18 protein-coding genes are annotated in these 24,056 nt (G+C 51.9%); 10 read left to right on the plus strand and 8 right to left on the minus strand.

Going from position 1 to position 24,056, the window contains the following annotated elements; all coding sequences use genetic code 11:
* Positions 1-516 precede the first annotated feature (516 nt).
* The 6 genes from C463_RS17985 to C463_RS17990 form a co-directional block, all read right to left on the minus strand.
* Entirely contained in the window at positions 517-6,087 is a 5,571-nt protein-coding gene (locus C463_RS17985) for a DEAD/DEAH box helicase (RefSeq protein ID WP_080510843.1), read from the minus strand.
* Positions 6,084-6,869, minus strand: coding sequence for a hypothetical protein (locus C463_RS12040; protein ID WP_008444122.1), 786 nt, complete (start codon positions 6,867-6,869; stop codon positions 6,084-6,086). The genes C463_RS17985 and C463_RS12040 overlap by 4 nt, the downstream gene beginning before the upstream one ends.
* A complete protein-coding gene (locus tag C463_RS18745) occupies positions 6,869-9,844 on the minus strand; it encodes a hypothetical protein (RefSeq protein ID WP_152422412.1) in 2,976 nt (991 codons plus the stop codon). Before C463_RS18745 ends, C463_RS12040 begins: the two co-directional genes overlap by 1 nt.
* Positions 9,844-10,629: a hypothetical protein gene (locus C463_RS18750; RefSeq protein ID WP_152422413.1), complete on the minus strand. Its 786-nt coding sequence runs from the start codon at positions 10,627-10,629 to the stop codon at positions 9,844-9,846. The genes C463_RS18745 and C463_RS18750 overlap by 1 nt, the downstream gene beginning before the upstream one ends.
* A 262-nt stretch (positions 10,630-10,891) precedes the next feature.
* Entirely contained in the window at positions 10,892-11,755 is an 864-nt protein-coding gene (locus C463_RS18755) for a hypothetical protein (protein ID WP_152422414.1), read from the minus strand.
* A 127-nt stretch (positions 11,756-11,882) separates the two neighbouring features.
* Positions 11,883-12,116 carry a winged helix-turn-helix domain-containing protein gene (locus C463_RS17990; RefSeq protein WP_008444124.1) on the minus strand — a complete coding sequence of 78 codons (234 nt, stop codon included), beginning with the start codon at positions 12,114-12,116 and terminating at the stop codon, positions 11,883-11,885.
* 194 nt (positions 12,117-12,310) lie between these two features.
* Between C463_RS17990 and C463_RS12055 the strand changes: the two genes are divergently transcribed.
* The 10 genes from C463_RS12055 to C463_RS12090 all read left to right on the plus strand — a co-directional run bounded on the left by C463_RS12055 (position 12,311) and on the right by C463_RS12090 (position 21,967).
* Positions 12,311-12,889 carry a hypothetical protein gene (locus C463_RS12055; RefSeq protein WP_008444125.1) on the plus strand — a complete coding sequence of 193 codons (579 nt, stop codon included), beginning with the start codon at positions 12,311-12,313 and terminating at the stop codon, positions 12,887-12,889.
* Positions 12,889-13,809: a hypothetical protein gene (locus C463_RS12060; RefSeq protein WP_008444127.1), complete on the plus strand. Its 921-nt coding sequence runs from the start codon at positions 12,889-12,891 to the stop codon at positions 13,807-13,809. The genes C463_RS12055 and C463_RS12060 overlap by 1 nt, the downstream gene beginning before the upstream one ends.
* Entirely contained in the window at positions 13,809-14,636 is an 828-nt protein-coding gene (locus C463_RS12065) for a hypothetical protein (RefSeq protein ID WP_008444129.1), read from the plus strand. The genes C463_RS12060 and C463_RS12065 overlap by 1 nt, the downstream gene beginning before the upstream one ends.
* Before the next feature lie 442 nt (positions 14,637-15,078).
* Positions 15,079-16,020: a hypothetical protein gene (locus C463_RS12070; protein WP_008444131.1), complete on the plus strand. Its 942-nt coding sequence runs from the start codon at positions 15,079-15,081 to the stop codon at positions 16,018-16,020.
* Positions 16,020-16,682 (plus strand): hypothetical protein, encoded by a 663-nt coding sequence (locus tag C463_RS12075; RefSeq protein ID WP_008444133.1) that lies wholly within the window; start codon positions 16,020-16,022, stop codon positions 16,680-16,682. The genes C463_RS12070 and C463_RS12075 overlap by 1 nt, the downstream gene beginning before the upstream one ends.
* Positions 16,683-16,810: 128 nt before the next feature.
* On the plus strand, positions 16,811-17,908 hold the full coding sequence (locus C463_RS12080) for an HNH endonuclease (protein ID WP_008444134.1): 1,098 nt from the start codon (positions 16,811-16,813) through the stop codon (positions 17,906-17,908).
* 274 nt (positions 17,909-18,182) lie between these two features.
* Positions 18,183-18,602, plus strand: coding sequence for a hypothetical protein (locus tag C463_RS18760; RefSeq protein ID WP_152422415.1), 420 nt, complete (start codon positions 18,183-18,185; stop codon positions 18,600-18,602).
* A gap of 140 nt (positions 18,603-18,742) precedes the next feature.
* Complete coding sequence (locus tag C463_RS18765) at positions 18,743-20,152, plus strand: hypothetical protein (protein WP_152422416.1); 1,410 nt, start codon at positions 18,743-18,745, stop codon at positions 20,150-20,152.
* A 189-nt stretch (positions 20,153-20,341) separates the two neighbouring features.
* A complete protein-coding gene (xseA, locus tag C463_RS12085; protein WP_008444143.1) occupies positions 20,342-21,715 on the plus strand; it encodes an exodeoxyribonuclease VII large subunit in 1,374 nt (457 codons plus the stop codon).
* A gap of 33 nt (positions 21,716-21,748) precedes the next feature.
* Positions 21,749-21,967 carry an exodeoxyribonuclease VII small subunit gene (locus C463_RS12090; RefSeq protein WP_008444145.1) on the plus strand — a complete coding sequence of 73 codons (219 nt, stop codon included), beginning with the start codon at positions 21,749-21,751 and terminating at the stop codon, positions 21,965-21,967.
* 80 nt (positions 21,968-22,047) lie between these two features.
* Here C463_RS12090 and C463_RS17995 read toward each other — a convergent pair whose 3' ends face one another.
* Positions 22,048-22,968, minus strand: a complete 921-nt coding sequence (locus C463_RS17995; RefSeq protein WP_080510844.1) for a DNA-processing protein DprA — start codon at positions 22,966-22,968, stop codon at positions 22,048-22,050.
* Positions 22,961-23,947: a ComF family protein gene (locus C463_RS18000; RefSeq protein WP_080510845.1), complete on the minus strand. Its 987-nt coding sequence runs from the start codon at positions 23,945-23,947 to the stop codon at positions 22,961-22,963. Before C463_RS18000 ends, C463_RS17995 begins: the two co-directional genes overlap by 8 nt.
* Positions 23,948-24,056 lie beyond the last annotated feature (109 nt).

The following is a 24,056-nucleotide window of genomic DNA, read 5'->3' on the forward strand; positions in this document are numbered from 1 at the left end:
AACTTCACGATTCAATCGATAGCCATCTTTGACCGGTCTAATGATTCGCAGGGATTGAGCAAGTTCTCGTTCCGTAGCGGAGTCAATATAGCCGTGAACATCGCGTCTTGACATTGTCACAACATCCTCAGCGTCTGTCGTCTCTATAGCCTCCTGCCCTTGAACGAGCAGATTGGTGATGCCACTTGGAGTGTCGAAGTAGGCTGCGCCAGCGACGAAAGCGGGTACAGAATCCGGAGGAACAGTACTTGCTGCGTGAGCTACTGCCGGTGGAAACCACGCGGCACACAACTGTTCGATACCTTGTTGGAATGAATTCCATTCTGGCTCATAGTTCGTCCGGAGCACCTCTAGATCGTAGTATCGTCGGAGTGCTTGGCTTTCTACGGCCCCAGTTCTTTGGCGAGAAATACTTCCTAATATTAGTGATTCTGGGGAGACACCCCAAACCCCGCTTTCAGATGATTTGATTAGCGGTTTCAAGAATGAATATTCCATGATATTTTTGGGAAATACTTAATCTAAGACGATTTTACCGGGATCCTGAGTCATCACTTCAGCGAGCAGATCTCGGAACCCCTCTTTCGAGAACGTACGATCCTTGTTGTTCTCACTACAGCCGTACTGATAGAGGCACTCAGGACAACCACTACCGCAATCACAACCATCGATGTTTGTGTACATGACCTCTAGGGCCTCGACAAGTTCTGTATAGACTCCATCATCGGTACCGAACAGCAAGTCCGTTACGCCGTTACCGCCGACAGTGCTTTCGAAGACGAATGCTTCCTCGTCACCCTCTTCGAACGATTCCTGAAGACTCCGGATATCGACCCCACCCGTTCGTTGGAGAGCAAGGCGCAATCCGTGGGCTAATGTATGTAACATCGTATCATTATGGGAGCCACTCCGTATGCGAATACCCATAGTTTCAAACTTTCTGCCGACAGCAACCTCTGTCTGCTTAGCTGGGTCGTGGTTAGGATTACTGAGACACCGGCGGCTTCCGTCCTCTCGCGGTACGACAATACTGCCACAATCCTGCTCCATACACAGATTTAGCCGTTGTGGTGTCGGGTCCTGTTCCCCGCTATCGTAGCTAGCTGTGTAACTGTCAACCGTTTCTATGATTCCGATCTCACCGTAATCTACTGTAAAGAGGGAATCACCGTCAGCGGTCGTAATCTGTAGCGATCGCTGCGTATCAAATTTTGATATCTCAGCAGACATCTGGGCAAACGTGCTTCGAGGGTTGGTACTGTAGTCCGAGAGGGAATACACGTCCGTGATGTCCATGTCGTTCTCTGTAACACTGTCCTGAGTAATTTCGACCTCATTTATTGTTAGTGGTTCAACTTTTGAGAGGTCTGTAGGGCCTGCCCCGCAGTCAGGACAGGCCTGTTGCCCACTCCAACTAGTGATGAAGTTACATCGATCACATCGTAGCTGTTCAGCGCCGACTTCCTCTTTTAGCTCACGAGTCCCTTCGTTGTCTTTTACGATTCGTGTGACAACGTAGCCCTGTTTGTTCCGGAGAACGTATGCGTATGGGTGTAGTTCACGCAACGCCATTGCGGAGTCCCGATTCCAAGCATCTTTTGAGTCCACTGTTAACTGTCCGTGTTCGCTTAAGGACCGCCGTTTGACGTTCACGCTTTGACTGAACGACCGAATATTCGGGACATACGCAGCTACACCCGAGCGCTTGTGGATATCAGAGAATTTCGAGCCTTCATACTCGTTGATGAGCTCTCGGACGGTATCACGTTGAATTTTGAGCCGATCGATATCTGCTTGCAGTTCCTCGTCCGACTCATCGGATTGGTCATCTTCATCAAATCCACTCGAGAAACCCCCGAGCCCACTTGACGCGTCCTCCTTCTGACGAATTTCTTCTTTAAATTCGTTGAGTTCTGACTCAAGTCGCTGTCGGTAGTTGAATGCAGCCAAGACCAACCGTTCGCTAAACTTCTCGAGTGTTTCGCTAATGAGATCCTTGTATTCTGTCGCTGCGTGTGTGACATCTACTTCTCCACACTCGGTACATTTACCCGTCACACCTACCGAAAAGATGTGATTACAGTTCCGACAGTAGTTGTAATCAAGTAAGGACGTAAGCCACGGCCGTATAGCTTCGTCGGCTTCAACGATACGCTTTAGTATGGTGAATATCCGCCCGTGATCGATCTGATCGATAGGACGATTATACAGATACGTAAACGTCTTGTAATCCGTCGGGGGCGCTGTTCGTGGCTCATCATTTCGGTAGCGATTCCATTCATCAGGGTCTGGTTTCGTGAACTCTTTTCCCTCCACTTTGTCTACCTGCTGCCACGGTATATGATACCGGGCAGCGATATAGTCCATGATTGCCCAAGTTAGTGAGACACTCAGAACGTATTCGTTATGCTGGTCAAGTGGAATGGGCTTTTCTCCTGAACTAATGAGTTGGCTTGGTTTCTTATGGTAGTAGAAGTCAATTGGATTCCGCTTGCTAACTGTTGTGACCAGTGATTTGCCAGCATCACGCCCTGCACGTCCGATCCGCTGAAGATATGCGTTAGTGTTTGGTGGCGTCCCAACAAGCAACAACGTGTTTAGGTCACCAATATCAATCCCGATCTCCATCGCCGGTCCCGTAGAGAGGAAGTTCGGAACTGAGTCATGTTTGAATTCGTGTTCGATCCGGCGTCGTTCGTCAGCTGGGACATCACCTTTGTAGACCTGGCTGGTGAGTAGTCGTGGGTTCGTTGTCGAAGCCCGGTATGCGGTCCGATTAAAAAACGGCGACTCCATAGTGGCTCGATCGTGATAGCTTGAATGGTAGTCGACGAGCCCACTCTTGGAATTATTTCTGACCTGTATCCCAGCAGTGCTCACAAACGAGTCTCTATGATAATCATAGTGGATGCTATGGTCAGACCCAACAAAGTGTACATTCACCGCATCAAGAGAAAGTTCGACTCGATCAAATTGGCTATCCTCGGTAACTACTCCGCGTTCTTTCAGTCGATTGAGTACACCGACCGGATTTTCGATCGTCTCATCTTTACGGAGTGCTTTCAGCAGGTTCTGTCGCGGCTGGCGATTGTCTTCTAAAAGATGGCGACAAAGGGATCGCTGTGCTGGTGTTTCGGGAACTATGTTGAACGAGATATCAATCATACCCTCGTTCACTAGGCGACCATACTTCCGCCCGATATTCCCGTTTACAAGTAAGTAGTTTCCGGGGATGAGTTCACCGAGTAGCGATCCTCTCCATCTCCCGTAGCCGATTACGTCATTGATGATATCGTCGCTGGCATCCATCTCATCCCAATAGCTTCGGGCTTCATTTATCGTCCCTTCAAGGAGTTCCTCTAGCGAGACTGGTCCGTGGTCTTCTACATGACTAAGGATTTGTTGCTGAATGAAGAGTTCCCGCTCTGGTTCTTCGAAGTCGTTAGCCATCCGCTCCATATCGCGGTAAGAATCTGCAAAAGACATCATCTTTGACTGGTACTGAGAGTCGTTCGTGTCAGCCAGTTCTCGGAGCATGAACTGACTCATGGTCACCCCTGCGTTATTGGGAGACCGCATGAGTGAGTCATAGTTGCGGCTCCGGCCGTGATAGCAGGGTAGTGCGTGTGAGGCCTTCCCCGTTGAATCAAGCCGAACATTCCCGTTCGAATCGCGGTAGGCAGACTTGAGTCCGAAGGATTTGTTTATCCGAACGATATCTGAATCAGAGTGCTCTTCGATATTACACCCGGTTCCTGCTAAATAATAGAGGTCTGTCGAGCGATCCTCGTTACAAGCCTCACAAAAATCTGCCTCTTGAGTATCAATATAGGCAGGGAGTACGAAGGTGTTCCGTCCGCATTCACAGCCGTCTTGTAGATCACGAGGTCTGAGGCGCTTTGAGTGGTTCTCGTTCGTACAAACCCAGGATAGCGAATATTTTGGGATCAGGGGAGCGTCACAGCCACTACAATTGAGGCCATCCTGATTCTCGTTGTGGTGGTCACATTTTGGGTCACTACACTCTCGAGCGATATCTTCGCCCAAAGTTAGAGAGCCACCGCAATATGAGCAACCGCTATCGGCCTGTGGTTGTTCAATATCACATGTCGGGTTCTTACATACGGTACCCTCTGATGTTCGGGTCAGTACGCCACCACACTTACAATTATTCAGGCCCTCCGTCGGGTGTTCTGTCTGCCCACAATCTTCACAGGTGTATTCCGGAGTCCAATAGATTCGAGTGAGATCTCCGTGATCGGGATGGTTACACTCCGGTTTTGATGCGTAGAGATACTCACCCTCTGTCTCTTGAGTTACTGGCCGTACTGTGGCGCAGTCTGGGCAGTACCACGCCTCATAGACCTGCTCGCCGCAGTTCTGACAGAGTCGTATTTTTGTGACGAAAGACGTCTGTTTCTCATGGCCCTGACAGTCACATGCTTGCGGTTTCGAGTAAATTCGGTGGCAGTGAACACACTTGTAGTAGCCGTCGACAGGCCAGTTGAACAGGTGAATCCGGACTTCATAATCTGCGAGTTCGAACAATGTCAGGACATTGCTGGCAGCCACTTCTGCTGCGTCTGAAGAGATACCATAGGTTCTCTCAATATACTCCGTAAAGTCTTCAGGAGTAGGAGCGGCAGGGATGTCGTACGCTTCATTGTCTGAATCTTGGAGAACACGATGCAGATGCTCTAGGCAATACAACGATCCTTCTGTAATTTCTTCTTCGAGAGCCGTCTCAATGTCCGTATCGGAGTCCAATCCCAGTCGGGATCGAATCTGGTTGGTTTCCCCACTACGGTCATGTGTGGCATTTCCCGCAAATTCCGCAGCGGTGTAGGGCTGTTTCGTCAGCGGTTCGGGTAATCGACCCGGATCCGTGAGAACTTCGTCTGGTGTGACCTCTTCAATGAGTGTGTATGACTTATCACGTTCGTTAGTTGGAATCGAGAGTAGACGTTGGAAGAGTTCCTCTCTCTCGTCGATCGTCGCACTAGACGCGACCATCCGCAACGGATCGTCGATACCTCGCTCCTCACGGAGTCGACGGAGACGTTTGACGAGCATCGACACATGAGCTCCGAACAACCCCTCGTACGTATGGACCTCGTCGAAGACTAAGAACTTCGGCTGGTCCACAAACATTCGATGGGCCTGCTCGTCATTGACATTGAAAAGCCGATAATTAATCGTATCCGGGTTTGTCAAAATAATGTCCGGCGGAGATTTATGCATCTTGTCCCTAGTCAAGTGTACAAAGTCTAGGGTGTGCCCGCCATACTCTTCGATAAGTTTGAGCCGATACTCGTTTTTCTCGCTCTCAACGTAGACGTTCGGTGGAACTTCTTCGAGTGTTTCCTTATCGAGGGCCGTTTTTTCAGCTATTGTACTCGGAAGTTCGAAGTGCTCGAAGGCGTCGATAAGGTACGTGAAAGTGTCCTTATTGCTTCCTGGTACATAATTACTGTAAGGGGTATCACCATCGTAGACTCCTATAGTAATCTCTTGGTCTGCAGGCAAATCGGCTTTCTCGTTGACTAGCCAGAGATACTCGATGAAGCGCTTGAGTTGGTCCTGTGCCAGCGCCTTCGTTGGGTAGGTTAGGACAGCCTTGATTCCGTTGACTGGGACGCCGTCTAGCTTGTTTCGTTTGGCCCGTAGTGCGTACTGTAGAATCGGAATGAACCAAGACTCAGTTTTTCCTCGGCCTGTCCCAGCTGCGATGAGGGCGTGCTTATCGTCGGAAAGCCACTCGATAGCCTCTTCTTGATGACGCTGTAGATATTTGAAGTTCTCTTCCGTGAACGCGTCGATAATAGGCTTATCTAGCCCGTTGGGTGCAAATGCGCCGCTTACATTGCGAGCGAACTCCGTCCACGGGGTATCACTCCAAGCAGCGGCTGGTACTCCCTCTAAATACGGGCCCTTCGATCGGATCAGCTGTTGTTCTTTCGATCGCTCCTCATCGGCTACGAACTGATCAAGGAGACCCTGATAGCCCCGCTGATTCCCCCCAATGAGGTATTTTGCGTAGCTATCCTGTGCATGCTCACCGAGTTCGATTGGGTCGAAAGTACTCATGGGTTGGTTGTGAATTGGATCGAAAGCCGCCTGCTGAATTCTTTGAATGTCTTAAGATCGTCCAACACAGCTTCGTCTATTTCTGCGAGCGTCACCGTCTCATCTTCTAACAGTGACCAGATGACATCCTTTGCATCGCCGGTCAGGTCGTCGCCAAGATCAATACTCAATTCATGAAACTTGTCATGATGTGACTCCCACTTCTCAGGTGTAATATCATCTCTTGGTTTGCCATCTGCTAGTTTGTTCAGAAAATACTGGTAATTACGGCACGTTTCGTAGGCTTCGTTATCCCCGATATCCGGTATTTGAAGTAGCGTCAAAGTTCGATCTACCGAATCCAACTCTTCGGTAACATCATCCTGAACAGTCTCTCGAACTGTACTGGTAAGTTCACGAAATCTTTCTCGATGGTTCTCAAACTTCGTGATGACATCTCGAACGGCAGTAGCATCGTCAAAATCATCCCAACCCTTGCTTGTCAGTGACCGGAGCTCACGTTCGACATCAGATTCCAAGTTCGAGATATTGTCTTTCGGGATCTCAAGGTCCATTCTGCTTGCATAGTCTGACCAAGTATCGAGTTTTTGGTGCTGTTCGCGTGTCTCAGAAATTTTGTTTTTTAGATCACGAAATGCATCGTTTTTATTTGATGCGCGTTCGCGTTTCTTCTCAATATCCGCGAGGTCTTCGTTCAGGTCTTGCGCTTCTTTGCTTTTATTGACCAGCGTCTCTATCCGACTTTGTACTAACTCGGAATCTTTGGCGTGCTTCTGCCCCATTAGAGATCCTCACCAAGTTCGCTGACTAGTTTCTGACTTTCCGTCCGTACACCCTCATACGGCGTTTTATCTGGGTCAAACGCTTCTTCTTCTAACTCTTTAATTGTATTCTTTAGATCCTGTTCAACTGTGTCTAACTCGTCAACAAAATCACTCAGTGCCGAGTGGATCTCTGACCACTGGCTGTATTTCATTCTCCCAACATCTCGTTGAATATCTAGGAACTCCCAGACACTTTCACAGTCTCTGGCACGATTAACCACAGAAGAGAGATCTTCAAGATAGTCATCTAATTCCTCGTCGTCCAACGCGCTAATCTCATCCAACACATCTGGTTTTGGCCTTCCAAGAGGCTTATACGCGTCTTCAAGCCCAGACAAATCGAGAGAGCTATTCATACCCTGTAAAGAGTCATGAAGTTTTGTAAGGTCGGATCTCGCAGCAGATAGGTCGTCGGCATATACCTCATCGTACTCATTGATATCTCGTGCCAGGCCTCGAATATTATATGAATTCGATTTTAAGAACCCGTCCAAGTCTGTGCTTTCTCTCCGGGTTTCACCGATTTTGAACCCAGTAGTTTTTCCTTCTATATTTCTGATTTTGATCATCAACTGTTCCAGATCAAGTGAGGCTATTGCGTCTTCGAGGCGATCGTGTTCCACCATGTTTCGGCGAAGGTGGAACCGCGCATGGAACAGGCCATTATATAATTCTAGATTATCTTTGAGTGATTTAACATTTCCACCGAAGTCTGTTCGTGTGTATACTTGTGAGATGGCTCTCTGTGACACGGGCCTTGCGAGCGTTTCTGCGTTAAATTCGGTTCCGTTGCCCGAGAATACGTTGAGGAGATATTTTCCAAAGAGAGCGACTTCGTCTAATGTCACACCATATGTCTCTTTGATGTCCATTTCAAGATCTTTTCGTAGGTCAGTGACGGCATTATTGGCCCATTCTCTCAACTGTTCGAGGTTGATGTTGTCTTTCCGTTCGAGACTTCTGAGGTCGGTATCCTCCCAAACTCCGATACGAAGCAGATCTAAGAGAATGGACTGATTCATATCTCTCGTGAGTTCGATCTGGGTGTAACTGGGCTGATCCGCATTACGAACGTGTATCGGAACCCGGTCAGATCCTTTTGTCCAACGGAGATATGCCGCGTCGCTCGACCGGCATCCAGGAATGCGTAGGCTATTGGGCTTGTCAAAGAAGTAAGTAATAATTCGTTGAGCCCCATCCTCAATATTTGATGTCTGATTGAAATCTGACTCACCTCGAACCCATGCTAATAACTCGTTTCGTTGCTCGGTGAAGGTACCGCTCAACGAAGGCCCATCTTCATGTTCATACCCGCATTCTGGGAAGGTCCACTTCTCTCCGGTTACGTTGATCCCTGCGCTACACTCGGGACAAATTTCCTCAAATCCACCAATAGTGGGTGCCCGACCATCGCTATCAATATCGAACGAATGGGGTATTTCTGCGTTAACTGTGTACTGTTCACCTTCGTCGGTTCCGTACCACTTCAAAACCTGTTCGTCTGGGCCGTTATAATTAGGATCTAGCCTATTGTCGATGTTTCCGAGTCGCTGTTTGAGTTTCTCAGCATGTTCAAATGGTGGGTTTTGATTATCTAGCAACTCGCTAATTACGAAATTGAGATATATTCTTGGTGTCTGCTTGGTAACGTTCTTCGATTGTAGATTGTGATAAATTCGGTCAAGGAATTCCCGGTTGAACGGATACAGCCAGTTGCCGAATGATTCTTCAATGTCATCTTCAGATTGTCCTCGGGGTAGAGACGGCTGATACTCAATATCTGAATCTTCCTTAATTGCTTTGAGATAATTTCTTGCGAGATCGATATGGACGTTCTCCTGTTGTAAAAAGAGTGTCCGAGAGCCAGAACCGTCTTCGGCGTCCTCAGTAAGTTCCAACCGGGCCTGTATTCGGTCATCGATGGTATCCTGTGAAGCGACATCCGCTCGACGCTGGTCAATTACGTTTTGATGGACGCCAGTCGTTACTCCAATGACCACATCAAAATGGGCAGTTCCTAGATCAGAAAAGAATGATAGTACTTGATGGTCGTAAACTGTGAAACCAGTTAGGTCCTCAATGATCAGTACCGGTCGGCGATTTTGAGATTTAAAAGCCTCGTCAATATCCCTAAGGATATCTCGGATGTCACCTGCGGAGAGCATGTCTGAAACAGCTTCGGTAGCCCCCGTCTTGATTTCGCGGTAGAGATACTCTGATGGTTCAACCTGATGGTGTTCGTGTTCTCTTGTTACATCTGGGAATTTTTCTAACAGGGAACCGAGTTCATCCTGCTCAATCGGTTCGAAACTAACACTTGCGTCAGGATCGTCGAACGCATCGACATATGTCTCTAAGTTGGATCGAACTTTCGACTCAAACGCGTCGTCTTTCAGGAAATTAACGGTCGCTTCCTGACTTCCTTTGAACCGATTGATAATCTTTCCTGTTACCTCTCGATAAATACCCTCCATCGGGAGATCTCGCAAATACTTTGCGTCCTCAAAGTCCCATCCCTCAAGATCTTCGGTGAGAAGTTCGACGACCTCCCGTGGTTCACGGATGTGTCGTGGAATGAGTATCGGTTTATGCGCGAACTCATCATCATCGGCTGTCGCGGTTTCATCTTGTATCTGATAATCTAGCCACTGGCAGAGTTCAGATTTCCCGCTCCCACTTTCTCCGACGACAAAGAATAGTCTGTTTGTGTCCTTTTTTGTTGATTTTGTGACTGTCTCTAGAACAATATCCTCTGATACGAGACTCTCGGCTTCATTAGACCAAGTATCGAAGGCTTTGTTCTCCTTAACTCGGATTCGATTGATCGGGACGTGAGTTTTTTCAAACTCGTCTCGATTCTTTTGTTGGGCCTCCTGTGTGATATATTTGTCAACAACCTCTGCATCCCAGTTTTTCGGATATATAGTACTCATCAATTATCACTCACTCGGAGTGTCAGCTCATTATATTTCTGCCCGTTAATTTCGACTACTCCTCCAAAGTCACTTGCCTGATCAAGTTCAATAGAATGGTTCAACTCTGCCTGTTTCAGAGCCTGCTCGAAGTATTGAGCCATTGTATTTCTGTTCGTTGTGGCATATACCGGTAGATACGTCTTCTCGATTTTCTTCATCATTGACTCTATCTTGATTGGTGTGTTTGGAGCAAAACTATCTTTTAGTAGATCCAAAAGCAACGATTGGGAAATCGACAGTAGGTGGGTGTAATTCTCGTCAGAATCGCTATTGACGGGTGAAATTACTCCCAACATGGACATAGTTCGTGCCCAGTAATTGATTTTGTTCTTTGTCCAGCTGATCGAACTCCATTTTGTGCTCAGCAGGTCCTCTAACTGATTTTTAGTATCGAAGTACCGTTCATCTTCTTCAGTGAGGGTATCAAGGATACCGAGATATGCGGCGTCTTCTCCGGTCTGCGCACGCAGGCCTTTTAAAAGTGCTACTCGGGGAGAAACAGCTTCCAAGTGTTTGTCTTTAATGATATACCCATCTTGTTTCTGTACAACCTGGTTTGACTCCTCGAGGAAGTCGATTGCATCTTCTAGCGTTTTCCGAGAATCACTCTGGTTAGGGTCATTAGCATCTCCCGGGTAATAGCGTTGGAGAAGTACCGATCTCTCGATGGGTCCACAACGAGCAATGTGCTTCCATAGGGCCAATGTGTCGTCGCCAGTTACGTTACGTCCTAGTAGTGACATCTGTGAATTTGCCCGACTATATCGGGTTGCTACTTCCTCTCAAAGGACCATGGCCTATTTAATAAACTTGTTCCTTAAATTGAAGGAATACGAAATAAATACGCTCCTAGATACAGAGAGACCATTAATTATTCTTGACAATTCTTCCTCCAAATCGCCGCAGATATTTCACCCATGATCACATTATTGTGGAATTTTGAGGTGAGTATCGGGTTAGTTTGCTTACAAGGTCCTATCCCAGAGATTAGTTTTTTTAAGCGTGTCATTCAGTATTTGCTTGACGATAATCCCTTACCTGTTCTGCTTCGAAATCGAACTTTTGGAGTTCATTCAGAATGTGGTCGCGGATTACGGAAATGTCTGCTTCGACCCAAGGCCGAATTGTTGCCTGAATATGTTCCATGTCGTCTCGAGTAACTTGTGACGCGAGAAATTCAAAGAAATCCCAAGTTCGAACACTAGGGTGTACTTCGGAAAACTCGAACAGGTCTGCGATTCGTGTTGGCTCTCGATCCATACTACTGGCGTATTCAACTGCTGCTTCATGAATCCAGATGTTCAGAGTCTCATCAAGAGAGAGGTAATGAGTGGGCAGTTCATGCTGAATGTAGTAGATTGCGGCTCCCTCATATCCGAATTCTGCGACGTTTTCGATTGTTTCAGTTAACGGCTTTTCTCGATCAGCATCGTCAAGTCGAAAATCGGACCGATCCACTACGAGAAACAACTTGTCTAACTGGTCTTCATTATAGGCGCGAATGAGTTTCTGGGTCGTGCTTGATTTCCCTTTGTTTTCAACCTCTTGATTGGTGTACTGACAAAGGTGTTGCTCAGAAATCTCCGACCAAGTGCTATCCGAACCGTAGAGGTGGTAGGTGAATTCAAGTCCGGGAGTTATAGAGTACTCAAAACAGTTATCTTCACCAATTAGAACTTCGTCAAAGGTAACCGACGATCCATATCCGAGCCAAGAATTTGGAAAAGTATAGTCTGTGACTCCCCACTTCGATAGAAGTGGAAGGCTTCGAAGCCAACCCATGTTTCCCCGATCACTTCCACCAGTTGCGGAATCAGTCATAACAATAATCGAATCAGTACTGATTCCTGCGATTGTGTCGGCCTCCATTGTACACACAATTTCGGCGTTACAATTTACACGTTTCCCTAATTAGTTGTCAGATATATAATTATTGTAGGAGGCTTCAACAATACAATTCCTCCTATATGCCGCTTAGAATGATGATTGGCGATATCTACTTATCCTGGCTATTAACCCAGAGGAGAGCGTTTCCTACCTTTTGAGATGTAACCAAACCTTTCTCTTCCATTACTTGGAGGCGCTTATATGCAGTATCATGCGCACAACCCCCCCGATCAGCAATTTCTCCCGTTCCGGCCATTCCCCCTTCTTCATTAATGGCATCAAGGAAATCCTGCGTAGGGTATTGGCCAGTATATTGACCAGTATCTTCATCACGGCCGGGCATTGCTTAACGCTTCTATTCGCTTCTGATTAGTCCTGACGGTATTTTCACCACCATTATGAGAACTCCGAAAGGTATTTACCGCTATGAGTTCTCCTAATGGATGTGGAGCCCAGCCCCGACGGGGCGTGACGATCGAACGAATGCCTGGGTGGTAGTGACACCCGGGCTGGGTTTCCCACGGACGTGAGAATCCCATGATACAATCAAATCTGAGGTATCAAGAGGTTATCGGTGAACAGTTAATTGAATCTATAAACAAACTACAAAAAATTGCGCTCGGAGAAGGGCCGGCAGAATGTCAAATCTGCGGCCGTGAGCTCCGCGAAGGCGACGAGCTGACCACGTATGCCTTCCGGGCGGCTAGCAACTCCATTTTTGAAATCGGATACGTGATGTGCGGGGACGACGAGCACGCGCACCCGACAGAGTTCATGCGCGGCGTCCACGAACTCGTCGTAACGGGCCGCATCGGCCTGTGTACTGACGCGGCGACTCAATCATCGTGGCTGGTACTCCTCGCCCCAGAACCGATCGTGGCGAGCCGACCCAGAACAAGCGACGCCTACACGATCGGCGAGAACACGACGCGCGAGACTGACACCTCCGAGAAGCGCCCGACACCGCTGTTCGAGGGGATCCACGAGCGCGGGTCCACACAACTCGAAGGGACTACTGAGCACACGGCCGACTACTCTCAGAGAGACGGAACACACCAAGCCGAACACAACGAGCAGGTCCACCAACAGGCGACCAATCAGAGAGGGGCCGAGTAATGCCTCCGGAGTTCGACACCGAACCCCTCGACCACGAGATGTCGCTCCCAGACGACATCGAGGGGCTCACACTCCCGGGCCTGTACGTGGGGCTCGAAATCCCACTCCTCGCACCGGGCGATGGGATCGTGACGGACCGCCACCATGCCTCTGCCGACCGCTACGAGGCGGACGACCCACAAAACCAAATCGGCGGGATGGTGTCTCCGTTCCCACTCTCAGGGTGGCTACGACACGGCTGTGAACGAGTGATTCAGGTGGCGGGCGGCACGGCGTGCCACCCGGGCGAAGCAAACGCGGACTACATGCTCGAGGACGTGTACGAGCGCGACCTCGACGCGGGCTATCACGAGAAGGGGTCGTGCGTCGACGACGATGCGGGCTGCGTCCTCTACGACTTGTTCGGCGGGTTCAACGATCGTGCGGGGCGACTGGTACGCCGACCGCTCCGGTTCTCGCCGATCCGCCGGCAAGTTGACGTCCTCCAAGGCGAAGCGGAAGCGCACTACCGCCAACTGAACACGCAGGTACGCTCACGGAACGCCGAGGACGACGGGCAACCACTGCGGATGGCGTCCCGAGACGTCGTCGGCAACTTGGTGGGGACGTGGAAACTCTCGCTGCGAGAGCTGAAGCCGGAGTACGTTGGGCTGCTCGTCGAGGCGGTCGATTACCTCGATGCACATAGCGACGAGTTCGAACTCCAACTTGGCGGCGCGCGGAACTTCGGGGCGGGCATGGCCGAGGCGCGCGTCATCAACCCGCTGTACACGGACGCGGAGATCAAGCGGGTGTACAATCGCGCCCAGGACGCCACCTCAGGAATGACGTGGAAGGACGACCTGTGGCGGGAGTCGGTGCGTCAGCAGTTCGTGAAACCGCTTCAAGAGCGGGTTAACGGCGATACGGGGGCGACATAATGCCCCCGGCGGCAACGGATGAGGCCGCGAGCGTGGACATGGCGATCGCGTACCGCCATGACATCCACAAATTGCGCGGTCGCCAGCACGGGTCGGGGCGTGACGAGTTGTTCGACGTGGCGGTCAACGAACCAGTCCCGATGCAGGCGGATCGAGATGCGGCGTTGCTGAGCCGGCCAGATGGCGAACCCGAACAGACAGTCGCAAATCACGCGTCGCCGGCGCGGCTGTCGCTGCTCACGGGCTCGGTACTTGAAACGGGGGCGGTCCCCGTACAATATACCGCGATTACGCCGTTGATCGATGGCTCGTCAGACGAGCTCCACGCAGCGTGGTTGACGAGCGAGACTGCGGCGCTGGTGAACGAGTCGGTGTATCTCCCATACTCGTCGCTCAAATACCACGTACTGGTGGTGGCAGCACTGCTCGACGCATATCGGGCGGGCCACGCATTTGACGACCTGTACTTGGTTGCTGAGCCAACGCCGGACGGGCCACCACGGAACGCTGATCGAGCAGCGAGACGAGAAGCTGCACTCGACGCGGACTGCGTGGTCCCACACCGAACGATACTGTGGACGGAAGCGGTGACGATGCGGCTGACGGCGTCACCAGATGGACCCGCAGCGTGGCTTGGGCCAGAGCCAGCCGAATCGTTCGCAGACGTGTGGAGTCGGGTGTCAGGGTCGCCCCTCGGCCGGGAGGCACAATGGTGGCGACACATCGACGCACAACTCCGCCGCATCCGGTCATGGTCGACGGCACTACAGTACATCGAAGACGCTGTCGCGGAGGATACGCGCGGGACAACGGAGGTGAGCGAGTGACCCGCGGACACGATCGTGATTGGCGAGCCGCCAACCCTACCCATGCGATATGGTCGTGCGGTGAGCCTGTGGGCCGGACTGACTGTCCGCCGGCGTCACCAGTGAGTGGGCGTCGACGTCTGCTGGCCCGCCCGGGAGCGCCCGCGACACTGTCGGCTCGACGAATGTCGACGACAGCTGGGGGCGCAGACCACCTCACACTCGGGCGAAGCCAAACAAACTCACACCCCAGCGCCCCAGCGGAATGGTCGGGCCGTGAATCCGCGGGGCGGGCTGCGAGCCACCATGCCGGACACGTGTGTGCGTGCCGATGGCGGGCGACGCCCCTGTACGCCCAAGTCGATCGTGGGTGCCTGCTGTGGGCGGGTCGATCTACCACAGCTACCGATCGTGTGTTACGTGAACGTGTTACAATCTCCACTCGAATCGGAGGGGGTGTGGCGTGACGACGATCCAACAGCTGGTGTTCAAGCTGTCGACCCCGTATGCGGGGCGGCCATACCACGTATCGGGCAACGCGCTGTTTCAGGCGATCGCGTCCGACGTCGATGACCAAGCCCGACGCGAACTACAAGTAAGTCATGGGATGTTCGCGCCGTCAGAGTACGGCTCCTACCCTGAGTCACACTCACAAAATGGGTACGCCGGCAAACTCGGTGGGTCGCTGCCACCGGTTGAGACGTACGAGGACCTGTTTCTGTTTCGAGATGCGGCCCAGCGATGGCTGCTGCCCTCTCGGCCCCGGGACGCCCAGAACACGATGGATCGCCAATCCCACGGGGGACGGCTAACGGTCGCGCCAGAGTCGTTTTTCGGCGTCCCCGAACACCAGCGGAATTCGAAACGCCGAGTGGAATGGTACGTCCACGCGTATCTCCACAGCGAGCGCGAAGGCGTGCTCCCGCTTGATGAGACCGTACTCGATGGGATTCAGCTGGGTGGTGCTCGGAACTACGGATTTGGAGAAGTGTCGCTTGTCGACTCACAGGTGGTTGATCTCGACGCACTGTCGTTCGATGGGCTGCGGGGGCACGACGCGTACTCCATCGAGCTGGTGACACCGTACGTCCTCCAAAGTGAGGCACCGGACGCAGACGCCCAGTCGGTACCCTGGTGGTGGGACACGTCGGTGACGGGCCTGGGGAGCGATGCGCCGACACGAGACCGCCGGTTGCGTCGCCGCGAGGAGCGCCTCGCTGGGGAGAAGATGTACGAACTGGCGACAGTCGATCACGGGCAACTCGTCGGCTACACTGGGAACGACCCGGTACAGACGGCAAAGAACGGCGTGCGACGGCTGGGGACGCATGCGCGGTTTGGGTTCGGTGAACTGCGAGTGCGGCCGGCCAGTCACGATCGTGTGCCAGAGCGGGGTGTAGCGTAATGCTCGACCAGGTGGCGTTCGATATCGAGACGACCGGCTTCGACGTCGACGATGAAGTGACGACTGTCGGATTCGCACTGCCGATGGGCGTGCGGGCGTTCGCGCAGACTAGCGGGCGGGGAAGTGACGACATCGAGGCCAGCGTGAAAGCGCGGCTGGCGGAGACACTCGTGAATATCTCAACACACCCCGATGAGGCTGCGTTGCTGGCGGCGGTGACAGAGTTCGTCGCCGAGCGGATACAGGACGCAGATGTGCTACTCATCGCATACAACGGCGAGGTGTGGAGCGGTGGGTTCGATCTACCGTTTCTGCGGACCCGGTTTGCCCGCCATGAGTTGGCGTGGCCGTTCGTGGATGTGCCGTACGCGGACGTGTTGCCGGTGGTTTCGGATCGGTTCAACACGACGGTTGACGGCGAGGAACAACACGGGTTGGCGGCTGTGTACGAGCTGCTCGGCGACGGGTCCCACAGTGATATCGATCCGTTCGAGGACAGTGCGGCGGCGGTGACCGCCTTCGAGGAGGGGCGATTCGACGAACTCGTCCTGCATAACGTGGCAGATATCCTGCGGACGCAGGCGCTCGGCCGGGTTGCTGAGCGGTACTGCGGGAAGGCGGAGTTCAACGTGAAATCGTTGACGCCGACACGGGACGCGTGAGTCCGGCTCGGTGAGCGGTTGCGGCGCGTAGAGTCCCCAAGCGGGGCCACTGATTGAAGCGATACACCAGGAGGATGAGCGATGCTGGCGGTCGCAGTGCGTGCGAAATCGACTACGGAACGATATATATGACAGACGCAGCAGACGATGAGACGGTTGACGGCACAGACGACGAAGCAACAGCGGACGAGGAGCCGGCCGATACAGAGACGCCATCGGACCAGGTAGAGACGGCGTCGATGGGCTCGGACGCAGAGCGGAATGAGACGGTGGATCAGGCGACGCAGAAGAAGGTGCTCGAACGCGATCGGTATCGCTGCCGGATATGTAATGTGAAAGCGCCAGCCGCTGGCGGCCTGGCAGATCTCGAGGTCCACCACGCAGATCGGGATCCGGATGCTGTCGGCGAACACGACCCAGCGAACCTCCTCACGGTGTGCCGGAGTTGCCACTCGTGGCATCACATGAGATCGACGCCCAGCGATGTACCCATCCGACTGACGGAGGCCGATGACAAGGAATTGAAGTCCCACGAGTACGAGATTTTACGGATCCTCTATGACAACGGCCCACTCCGCACAAAGGAGATTGCGGACAAATTAACAGTTGAGATGACCGTCACGGCTGTTCGAGAGCGGTTGTGGCATTTGGGCGGGCTCGATAATGAAGTGACTGAGCGGACAGAGCCGCTTGTGACAAAAGATATCGCCACCCAAGAGTGGGGTTTACTCGATGATATCGTGACGACCGCTCGCGGCCACATCCCAGACGATCCCAAACTGCTCGTCCAACGAACAGAAGACGAGCTCGTACGGCGAGCGCTTGACCGTGGGTGTGACCGACAGACGGTGATGGAGGTGTTCGACGTCTCGCGGCGCGGCACATTCTACAAGGAGACGCGCTCGAAGATGTACGACTTTCCCCTCGACGCGTTCAGCAGGGGCGGGCGGCCGCGGGTTTCGAAGGAAGGGTCAGATGAGGAGGATTCGCCGACGGCGGCAAGAGGGTCAGACGAGGGCGATGCGATACGGAACGCGGCGGCGCGGGCGAGCGAGGTGACTGCCGATGGGGGCGAGGAGACTGCCGCCGAGGTCGTGTCAGATGCGGGTGAGCCAACAGACGAGGCGGATCAGGATGAGACAGGTGGAGGGGCTGCTGCGGAGAGCGTTCAGATGTTGTTAGAGGAGGCGCTTGAGGCGTTGCGGGACGACGACACCGAGGCGTAACCCGCTTTCGGGCGGCTTTTTTCTGGTATGGTTGTGGCGGNGATGTTGTTAGAGGAGGCGCTTGAGGCGTTGCGGGACGACGACACCGAGGCGTAACCCGCTTTCGGGCGGCTTTTTTCTGGTATGGTTGTGGCGGTGATTGGGAAGTTGTGTTCGACGGCGTCAGTTCTGTTGAAATTGGTTTCTGTAAGTATTTCTTGTCCGCAACAGTGGGTCGCTGAAGAATGCGCGACTACCGGTACTGTTTATTACGTTCATAATCACATAAAAGAGCATGAGTCAGGCAGCGATCCAACATGACCAGAGCCAGTATTCGACACCAGTTCAGGCATATCAAAATTTGACAGATGTAATTTCAGACATTGCTACGGATATCGAGAGTGATGAAGCGGTGATGTATTCTGTGGTTTGGGAAACAGAAAACCACAACCACGGCTCGGAGTATCGAGTCGTTGATACCAAGCCCCTCGCGTTCGAGGATACACTCATTATCGAAGGACAAAGTCGGGGAGGACGCTATCAGGTTGTTCCCCGAGGTAGTGGCCCGGCAGTAATACGTTATCTGCAAAAAGACGACACCGTTGGATGGGAAGAGATGGCAGATGAACTTATCATCATGTACGGTCGCTTTGAGTGGAAACCCGAGAAGGGAGGTACATTGATTGATCGGATCAGAGATCGACTTTCAAACTGACACCTAGCCGCAGTCCGGTGGTACCACAGATCAGAAAATCGCTCAATACATTTTAATACGGTATTGTCTGATTCTGATAACATATGGAATAATAAATATTAAACTCACAAATTTATCAACACTCAATATAATCAGGGTATATGGCAACTTGTAAAGTGTGTGGGGCATCAGTCCCGGCGGTTATCGGTCACTGTCATGAGTGTGAGTCCGAAACCGGGTTGGTTGACTATCCCGACAGTGCCGGTTGGTGGGACGATGAGTATGCTAAGGAACTAGTGGGCCAAGCAGAATCTGACCGTGTTACTCTTGAACGCCTTACAAAACGCAAAAGCGGTTTTATCTCACGGCTTATTTCTGAAGATGACTTACTCAAACACCGTAGCCGAGATCGGCCGATAATCGGGTACCTCTCTGAGGGCGAAACACCTCACTACATTTTTGTCGCAAACAAAACCATCGTACTTCGGGACCGACAGGAGAGTCGATACCTTCGTGACGAACAGAGTGGTTCAGCGCTCGCTGAAGAAGGTGGATATCGTCCGCTGATTGTGATAACAGATCAACGAATACTGATAATATTGGGTGATCCAAGCGGGGATTTCCTTGCATCTGCTCGCATAGAGAACTTAGTCGACATTGAGGCTACTTACTCTAGATCGAGCGATCAGGTGTGGGAGTTTGATGGGGAAGCAAGTGATAAATCTCGATATGATATTGTATACAAACTTCATGTTACAACGGTGGATTCAAAATTAGAGCTGTACATCAACCCAGAGCATGAGGAAGCAGAAGTGAATAGTGCGGTTCAGTTTCTAGCGGATCTGACAGTGACTTCTGACGAGTTAGAGACGTTACGGCGCTCCTCTAGTGGCATACAGACAGGGATTGGTTCTCCAAACGGAGCGGCCACCTCCACTAATCGATCGAGTAGCACTACTGAAAATAGTGGAACTGTGTCGTCGTCTACGTTGGCGGATCTGCGGAGTATGCGTGAGAATGTAGATTGGCAGGCGTCAGTTGAAGCGGGATTCCGGGTTGGGTCTAGATCCCTCAGCTACGTCGCAATGACAAGCTACTCAACACCCGTTTTAGTTGGCGCTGCAACCCTCGCTGGTACAGCACTAAAAGCGCACCATACCGCGACAGGTGAAGCTTCAACTAGATCAATCGACCCAGATGAACTATTGGATAGAGGGCTCGCAGGTGCTGACTTCGGTGAGAAGTTTGATATCCCTGAGTATAGCGAACGGCGGACCGGTGCGAGCATCGGAACAGCCCGATATATTGCAGAACGAATCTCTCCTGAATCCTACAAGCATTGGGTACTACGGACGGACCCAGAGACGATTATGAAGGGCGCACAGACTGGTTCAAGCCTTGGAAAGCAGGCGCAGGTTCCATTTACACCGAAGCAGGGAACAATTGCGGGGGCCTGTGCAGGACTGGTCTATAGTTATGTACCCGATGATTCTCCACTCCGAGAGGTGGACCCGGATGAAATTTTCGAAGATACAAATATTTCGCAACTCGGACAGCTATTGAGTGACTGATAGAATCTATTCACTCTACCCCCTACCCGGTTTCTGAATACGATGGGTAGATATCTACGGAACAGAGCCAGACTCAAGCCGTGAGAGATAAAACCGCAGACCAGATGGCNCCCGGTTTCTGAATACGATGGGTAGATATCTACGGAACAGAGCCAGACTCAAGCCGTGAGAGATAAAACCGCAGACCAGATGGCCGATACGTACGATCCGCACCCAGAGGATCCATCTGTTCCGGAAGGGAACGTGTGGTCAGTTGGGGATTTGAACGCGGAGATTGGGTCGGTGTTGGATGCAGCGCAGGATCGGCTCCCGTCATATGTCGTCGGTGAGGTCTCAGATGTGAACCGGTACGACTTCGGGACGTTCTTCGATTTACGCGATTTAGACGATGACGCCACCATCTCGTGTATCATGTGGGCCCACCAACGCGAGGCGATTGCCCATGAGTTGGAGGAGGGAACTGAAACGATTGTTCGCGCAACCGTTGATTTCTATCACGATGATGGCCGCACCCAGCTCGCGGTGAAGAACTTCTGGCCGGTCGGGGAATCGGACCGGTCAGAGGACCTCGCTGCGCTTCGGGCCGAGCTCGCGGAAGATGGATTGCTTGATGAGACCGCGAAGCAACCACTGCCAGAGTACCCACGTCACATTGGGGTTGTGACGTCGCTAGCTGGGTCCGCTCGCCGTGACTTCGAGGAGGCGGTCCGGGCCCGACATCCGGGAGTCTCGATTACAGTCTGTGGCGCGACAGTCCAAGGCGAGGCCGCAGTCGCCTCACTCGTTACTGCGGTACGACGACTAGAGCAGGACTCGACGATCGATGTGATTGTCGTGACGCGTGGCGGGGGCGCTGACGCAGATCTGTGGTGTTTCAACGAGGAACCGGTTGTTCGGGCGATCGCTGATTGTGCGACGCCGACGGTCGTTGCGGTTGGGCACGAAGATGACGAGACACTTGCGGAGGCGGTAGCGGATCACCGGTCGATGACGCCTACCGACGCTGGTGTGGCGGTCGCCCCAGACCTCGCTTCAGTTCGCCAGCGCGTCGCCGATATTGAACACCGAGTGGATCGTGCCTACACCTCGGTCGTCACCGATCGCGTGGCGACACTCACCCAACGGCTTGACTCCGGGCTCCAAACGCTTCAACAACGAGCGCAGGCTCGGGAGGCGACACGGCAACGCACTGCTGATCTTGAACACCGGATCACGGTCGCGTACAAGGCGCTTGTCACGTCGCGGCTGACTGCGATCGAAACCCAGCTGAATGATGCGTACCAGGCCCTCGAACATGCTGCGGAGACGGATGCGGTGACTGTTCGGGCTGGGCGGCGTCGAGTCGGAGGGCTTGAATCGCGGATCGACACGGCGTATCAGACACGCGTTGACCGTGAACTTGGGACGCTCGAAGCTCGAATCGAAGATGGGTACCGCGAAGTCGAAACCGACGCCCGCGTACAAGCTAGTGAGAGTGAGACACGACGCCTCCGGATTGCAATCATCGTACTGCTCGTTGTGCTGGGGCTTACGCTGCTGGCACTCGCCGTGGGTGTTCTCTGAGGGTTGAAAAGGCTGGGCGGTAATCACACAGATATGAGTCAGCGCGACGACGTCGATATTGGCGGCACAATTGATCGTCTTGAAGAAATCGCTGAAACGCTTGAAGACGGTGAAGTCGGACTCGAGACGGCCAAAGAACTGCGTGAGGAGGCAGATGAGAAGCTTACGATGCTTCGAGATACGCTTGATGTCGGTGACGGTGACATCATCGAGATCGACGGCGACGAACTTGACGGTGAGATCACAGAGTAACTCAGCACGCGGCATCGCGTGAGATGAGGATAGTCAGTCACCGACAGCGAGCATTCGGAGCGGAATTCTGAGGATAAGATCTACCAGTCACCAAGCGTCTTTTGCCCCGCCTGCGAACTATCTTTAGACAAGAGATCATTAGCTGATTCAATAATACTGGCTTGGTTAGAGGAACGCATTTGTCGCAGCCCTTCGTTCGGATTCGCCCCTACGCTTTTAGCTGGGACAAAGACTTGCTTACCCTGCTTGATTGCTGCTTCATACTGTGCCATTGACCCTCCGTCTTTACTAGCGGCCGCGATTACAATGCCAGAACTAAGGGCTGAATTGGTCTTATTTCTGTAAAGGAACCCACCACGAGCAGGCTCCTCGTCAGGAAAGCGATGAGATATGATCAGCCCGTTTTGCTCTACCCGATCGAATAATTCTGCGTTAGCAGCTGGGTACGGGTTGTTATGCCCGCTTGGGGACACGATTATTGTGTTACCACCAGCGTCAAGCGCTGCCTCATGAGCAGCGGCGTCCACACCAAAAGCTCCTCCACTCACAATACAATAACCCTCTACGGCAAGGGTGGAACTCACTTCTTGCGTCCATTCTAGTGTTTCATCTGATGCGTCCCGAGAACCTGCAAACGAGAGACGATTGGCCTCAAGTAGGCTGTAATCCCCCTTTAAAAATAGCGTCAATGGTGCGTGATGAGAGAGAAGTTTGTCAGGATATTCGTCGTCGATAGGGGTTAGAAGTGAGATGCCCTCCTCAGATGCAGAAGTGATTCGCTCGATATACTGTTCGATTGTCTCATCAAGCTTCTGTAGAGAGTCATACGTAGCTTGGTCCACATAATGGAGATCGCGGAATTTCTCCAACGATGCCTCAAAGACAGAATCAATTCCGCCAGCAGCTTCAACAAGACTGAGTGCACGCTTATCTCCGATACCACTCAATTCCGTTAGTGCAAGGAGTTTTGCTTGAACTTCTGGGGACTGTGATTTACTCATAAATGAGATTCTCTATGGTGTGTTCTTCATTTTGGACTCGCTTAACATACTCACCAGGTTGATTGGTCGATAGTCCAAGACAGATCCCGATGACACGATCTGCACCTTGTTCTAGTAGAGTGTGCTTTGCTACCGTCATTGAGGCACCAGATGTACAAATATCGTCAAGGACAAGGACTGTTTTATTGTCGACATTACCTTGAGTTTCAATACTTCCTCGTTGATTATCCCAGCGGTTATCGGCTTGTCTATGCTGGGGAAGGCGTTCCTCGGTGCGATATAATACTTGACAATATTGAAAATTTTGGCCCTCTGTAACTTTTTCAGCGAGAGCTTCGAGCCCCTCACTAACACCGCCTTCGTGTCCCGGATAAACTGTTATGAGATCTGGTTGGAAATTTCCACCGAGACGTTGATTAAAGAAGGTGTTTAGATGAGATCCAAAAAACGGGAGGTCAGAAAGTTCTCCTTCTTTACATAACCGTATAAGCCGACTTGAGTAGGCGTCTCTTTGATAATCATCTACGAAGTATTCTCCCAACGTGAACACATCACAATCAGGAAGATCTTGGTGAGCCTCGGGCTTTGTAGGCTGGTGGTACTGTTGCACGGTGGGATCTTTAGACAGGTCTTGACGTGATGGCCCACGTGAGATACTTTCGTTCTCTGATTCCGAGTTTGCCTCTGGCGATACCTCTAGATCATTAGAAGCCTTTGTTGACTCATTATCGTTTAGGTCAACCACTTCTGGTTCGGAAGATCCTTGATATCCGGTGCCATCACGTTGAAATCCAAGGTCAGTAGTTTGGGATGGAGGTCTGCTACTTTGTGTCTCGGAGACAGAAGCATCGTCTCGATGCTCATCAAGTACCTGCTGGGTATCGGTGTTATCAGAGCAGTCTGTACATTTCCTTCCGCCAGTATCCATCCATTTTGGAAGCTTTCTTTCACAGTACTCACATTCAAAGATACTAGTCATAGATCTCCATTAGTGATGTAATTCTGGTCAAACAATATTGGTATGTGTAGATGTATATTCAGATAATATATAATTGATGCTTGTCTGTGAATTCAATAGAGCGCACTGA

Origin of the sequence: Halorubrum californiense DSM 19288 (assembly GCF_000336875.1) — an archaeon.
Classification (GTDB): Archaea; Halobacteriota; Halobacteria; order Halobacteriales; family Haloferacaceae; genus Halorubrum; species Halorubrum californiense.

What these genes read in the sequence shown, in the direction of transcription:
- C463_RS18765 (WP_152422416.1), top strand. Translation starts at nt 18,743, where the DNA reads ATGGCAACTTGTAAAGTGTGTGGGGCATCAGTCCCGGCGGTTATCGGT.
- C463_RS18000 (WP_080510845.1), bottom strand. Translation starts at nt 23,947, where the DNA reads ATGACTAGTATCTTTGAATGTGAGTACTGTGAAAGAAAGCTTCCAAAA.
- C463_RS18750 (WP_152422413.1), bottom strand. Translation starts at nt 10,629, where the DNA reads ATGTCACTACTAGGACGTAACGTAACTGGCGACGACACATTGGCCCTA.
- C463_RS12080 (WP_008444134.1), top strand. Translation starts at nt 16,811, where the DNA reads ATGACAGACGCAGCAGACGATGAGACGGTTGACGGCACAGACGACGAA.
- C463_RS17995 (WP_080510844.1), bottom strand. Translation starts at nt 22,968, where the DNA reads ATGAGTAAATCACAGTCCCCAGAAGTTCAAGCAAAACTCCTTGCACTA.
- C463_RS12040 (WP_008444122.1), bottom strand. Translation starts at nt 6,869, where the DNA reads ATGGGGCAGAAGCACGCCAAAGATTCCGAGTTAGTACAAAGTCGGATA.
- C463_RS18745 (WP_152422412.1), bottom strand. Translation starts at nt 9,844, where the DNA reads ATGAGTACTATATATCCGAAAAACTGGGATGCAGAGGTTGTTGACAAA.
- C463_RS12075 (WP_008444133.1), top strand. Translation starts at nt 16,020, where the DNA reads ATGCTCGACCAGGTGGCGTTCGATATCGAGACGACCGGCTTCGACGTC.
- C463_RS18755 (WP_152422414.1), bottom strand. Translation starts at nt 11,755, where the DNA reads ATGGAGGCCGACACAATCGCAGGAATCAGTACTGATTCGATTATTGTT.
- C463_RS12065 (WP_008444129.1), top strand. Translation starts at nt 13,809, where the DNA reads ATGCCCCCGGCGGCAACGGATGAGGCCGCGAGCGTGGACATGGCGATC.
- C463_RS17990 (WP_008444124.1), bottom strand. Translation starts at nt 12,116, where the DNA reads ATGCCCGGCCGTGATGAAGATACTGGTCAATATACTGGCCAATACCCT.
- C463_RS12055 (WP_008444125.1), top strand. Translation starts at nt 12,311, where the DNA reads ATGATACAATCAAATCTGAGGTATCAAGAGGTTATCGGTGAACAGTTA.
- C463_RS18760 (WP_152422415.1), top strand. Translation starts at nt 18,183, where the DNA reads ATGAGTCAGGCAGCGATCCAACATGACCAGAGCCAGTATTCGACACCA.
- C463_RS17985 (WP_080510843.1), bottom strand. Translation starts at nt 6,087, where the DNA reads ATGAGTACTTTCGACCCAATCGAACTCGGTGAGCATGCACAGGATAGC.
- C463_RS12090 (WP_008444145.1), top strand. Translation starts at nt 21,749, where the DNA reads ATGAGTCAGCGCGACGACGTCGATATTGGCGGCACAATTGATCGTCTT.
- xseA (WP_008444143.1), top strand. Translation starts at nt 20,342, where the DNA reads ATGGCCGATACGTACGATCCGCACCCAGAGGATCCATCTGTTCCGGAA.
- C463_RS12060 (WP_008444127.1), top strand. Translation starts at nt 12,889, where the DNA reads ATGCCTCCGGAGTTCGACACCGAACCCCTCGACCACGAGATGTCGCTC.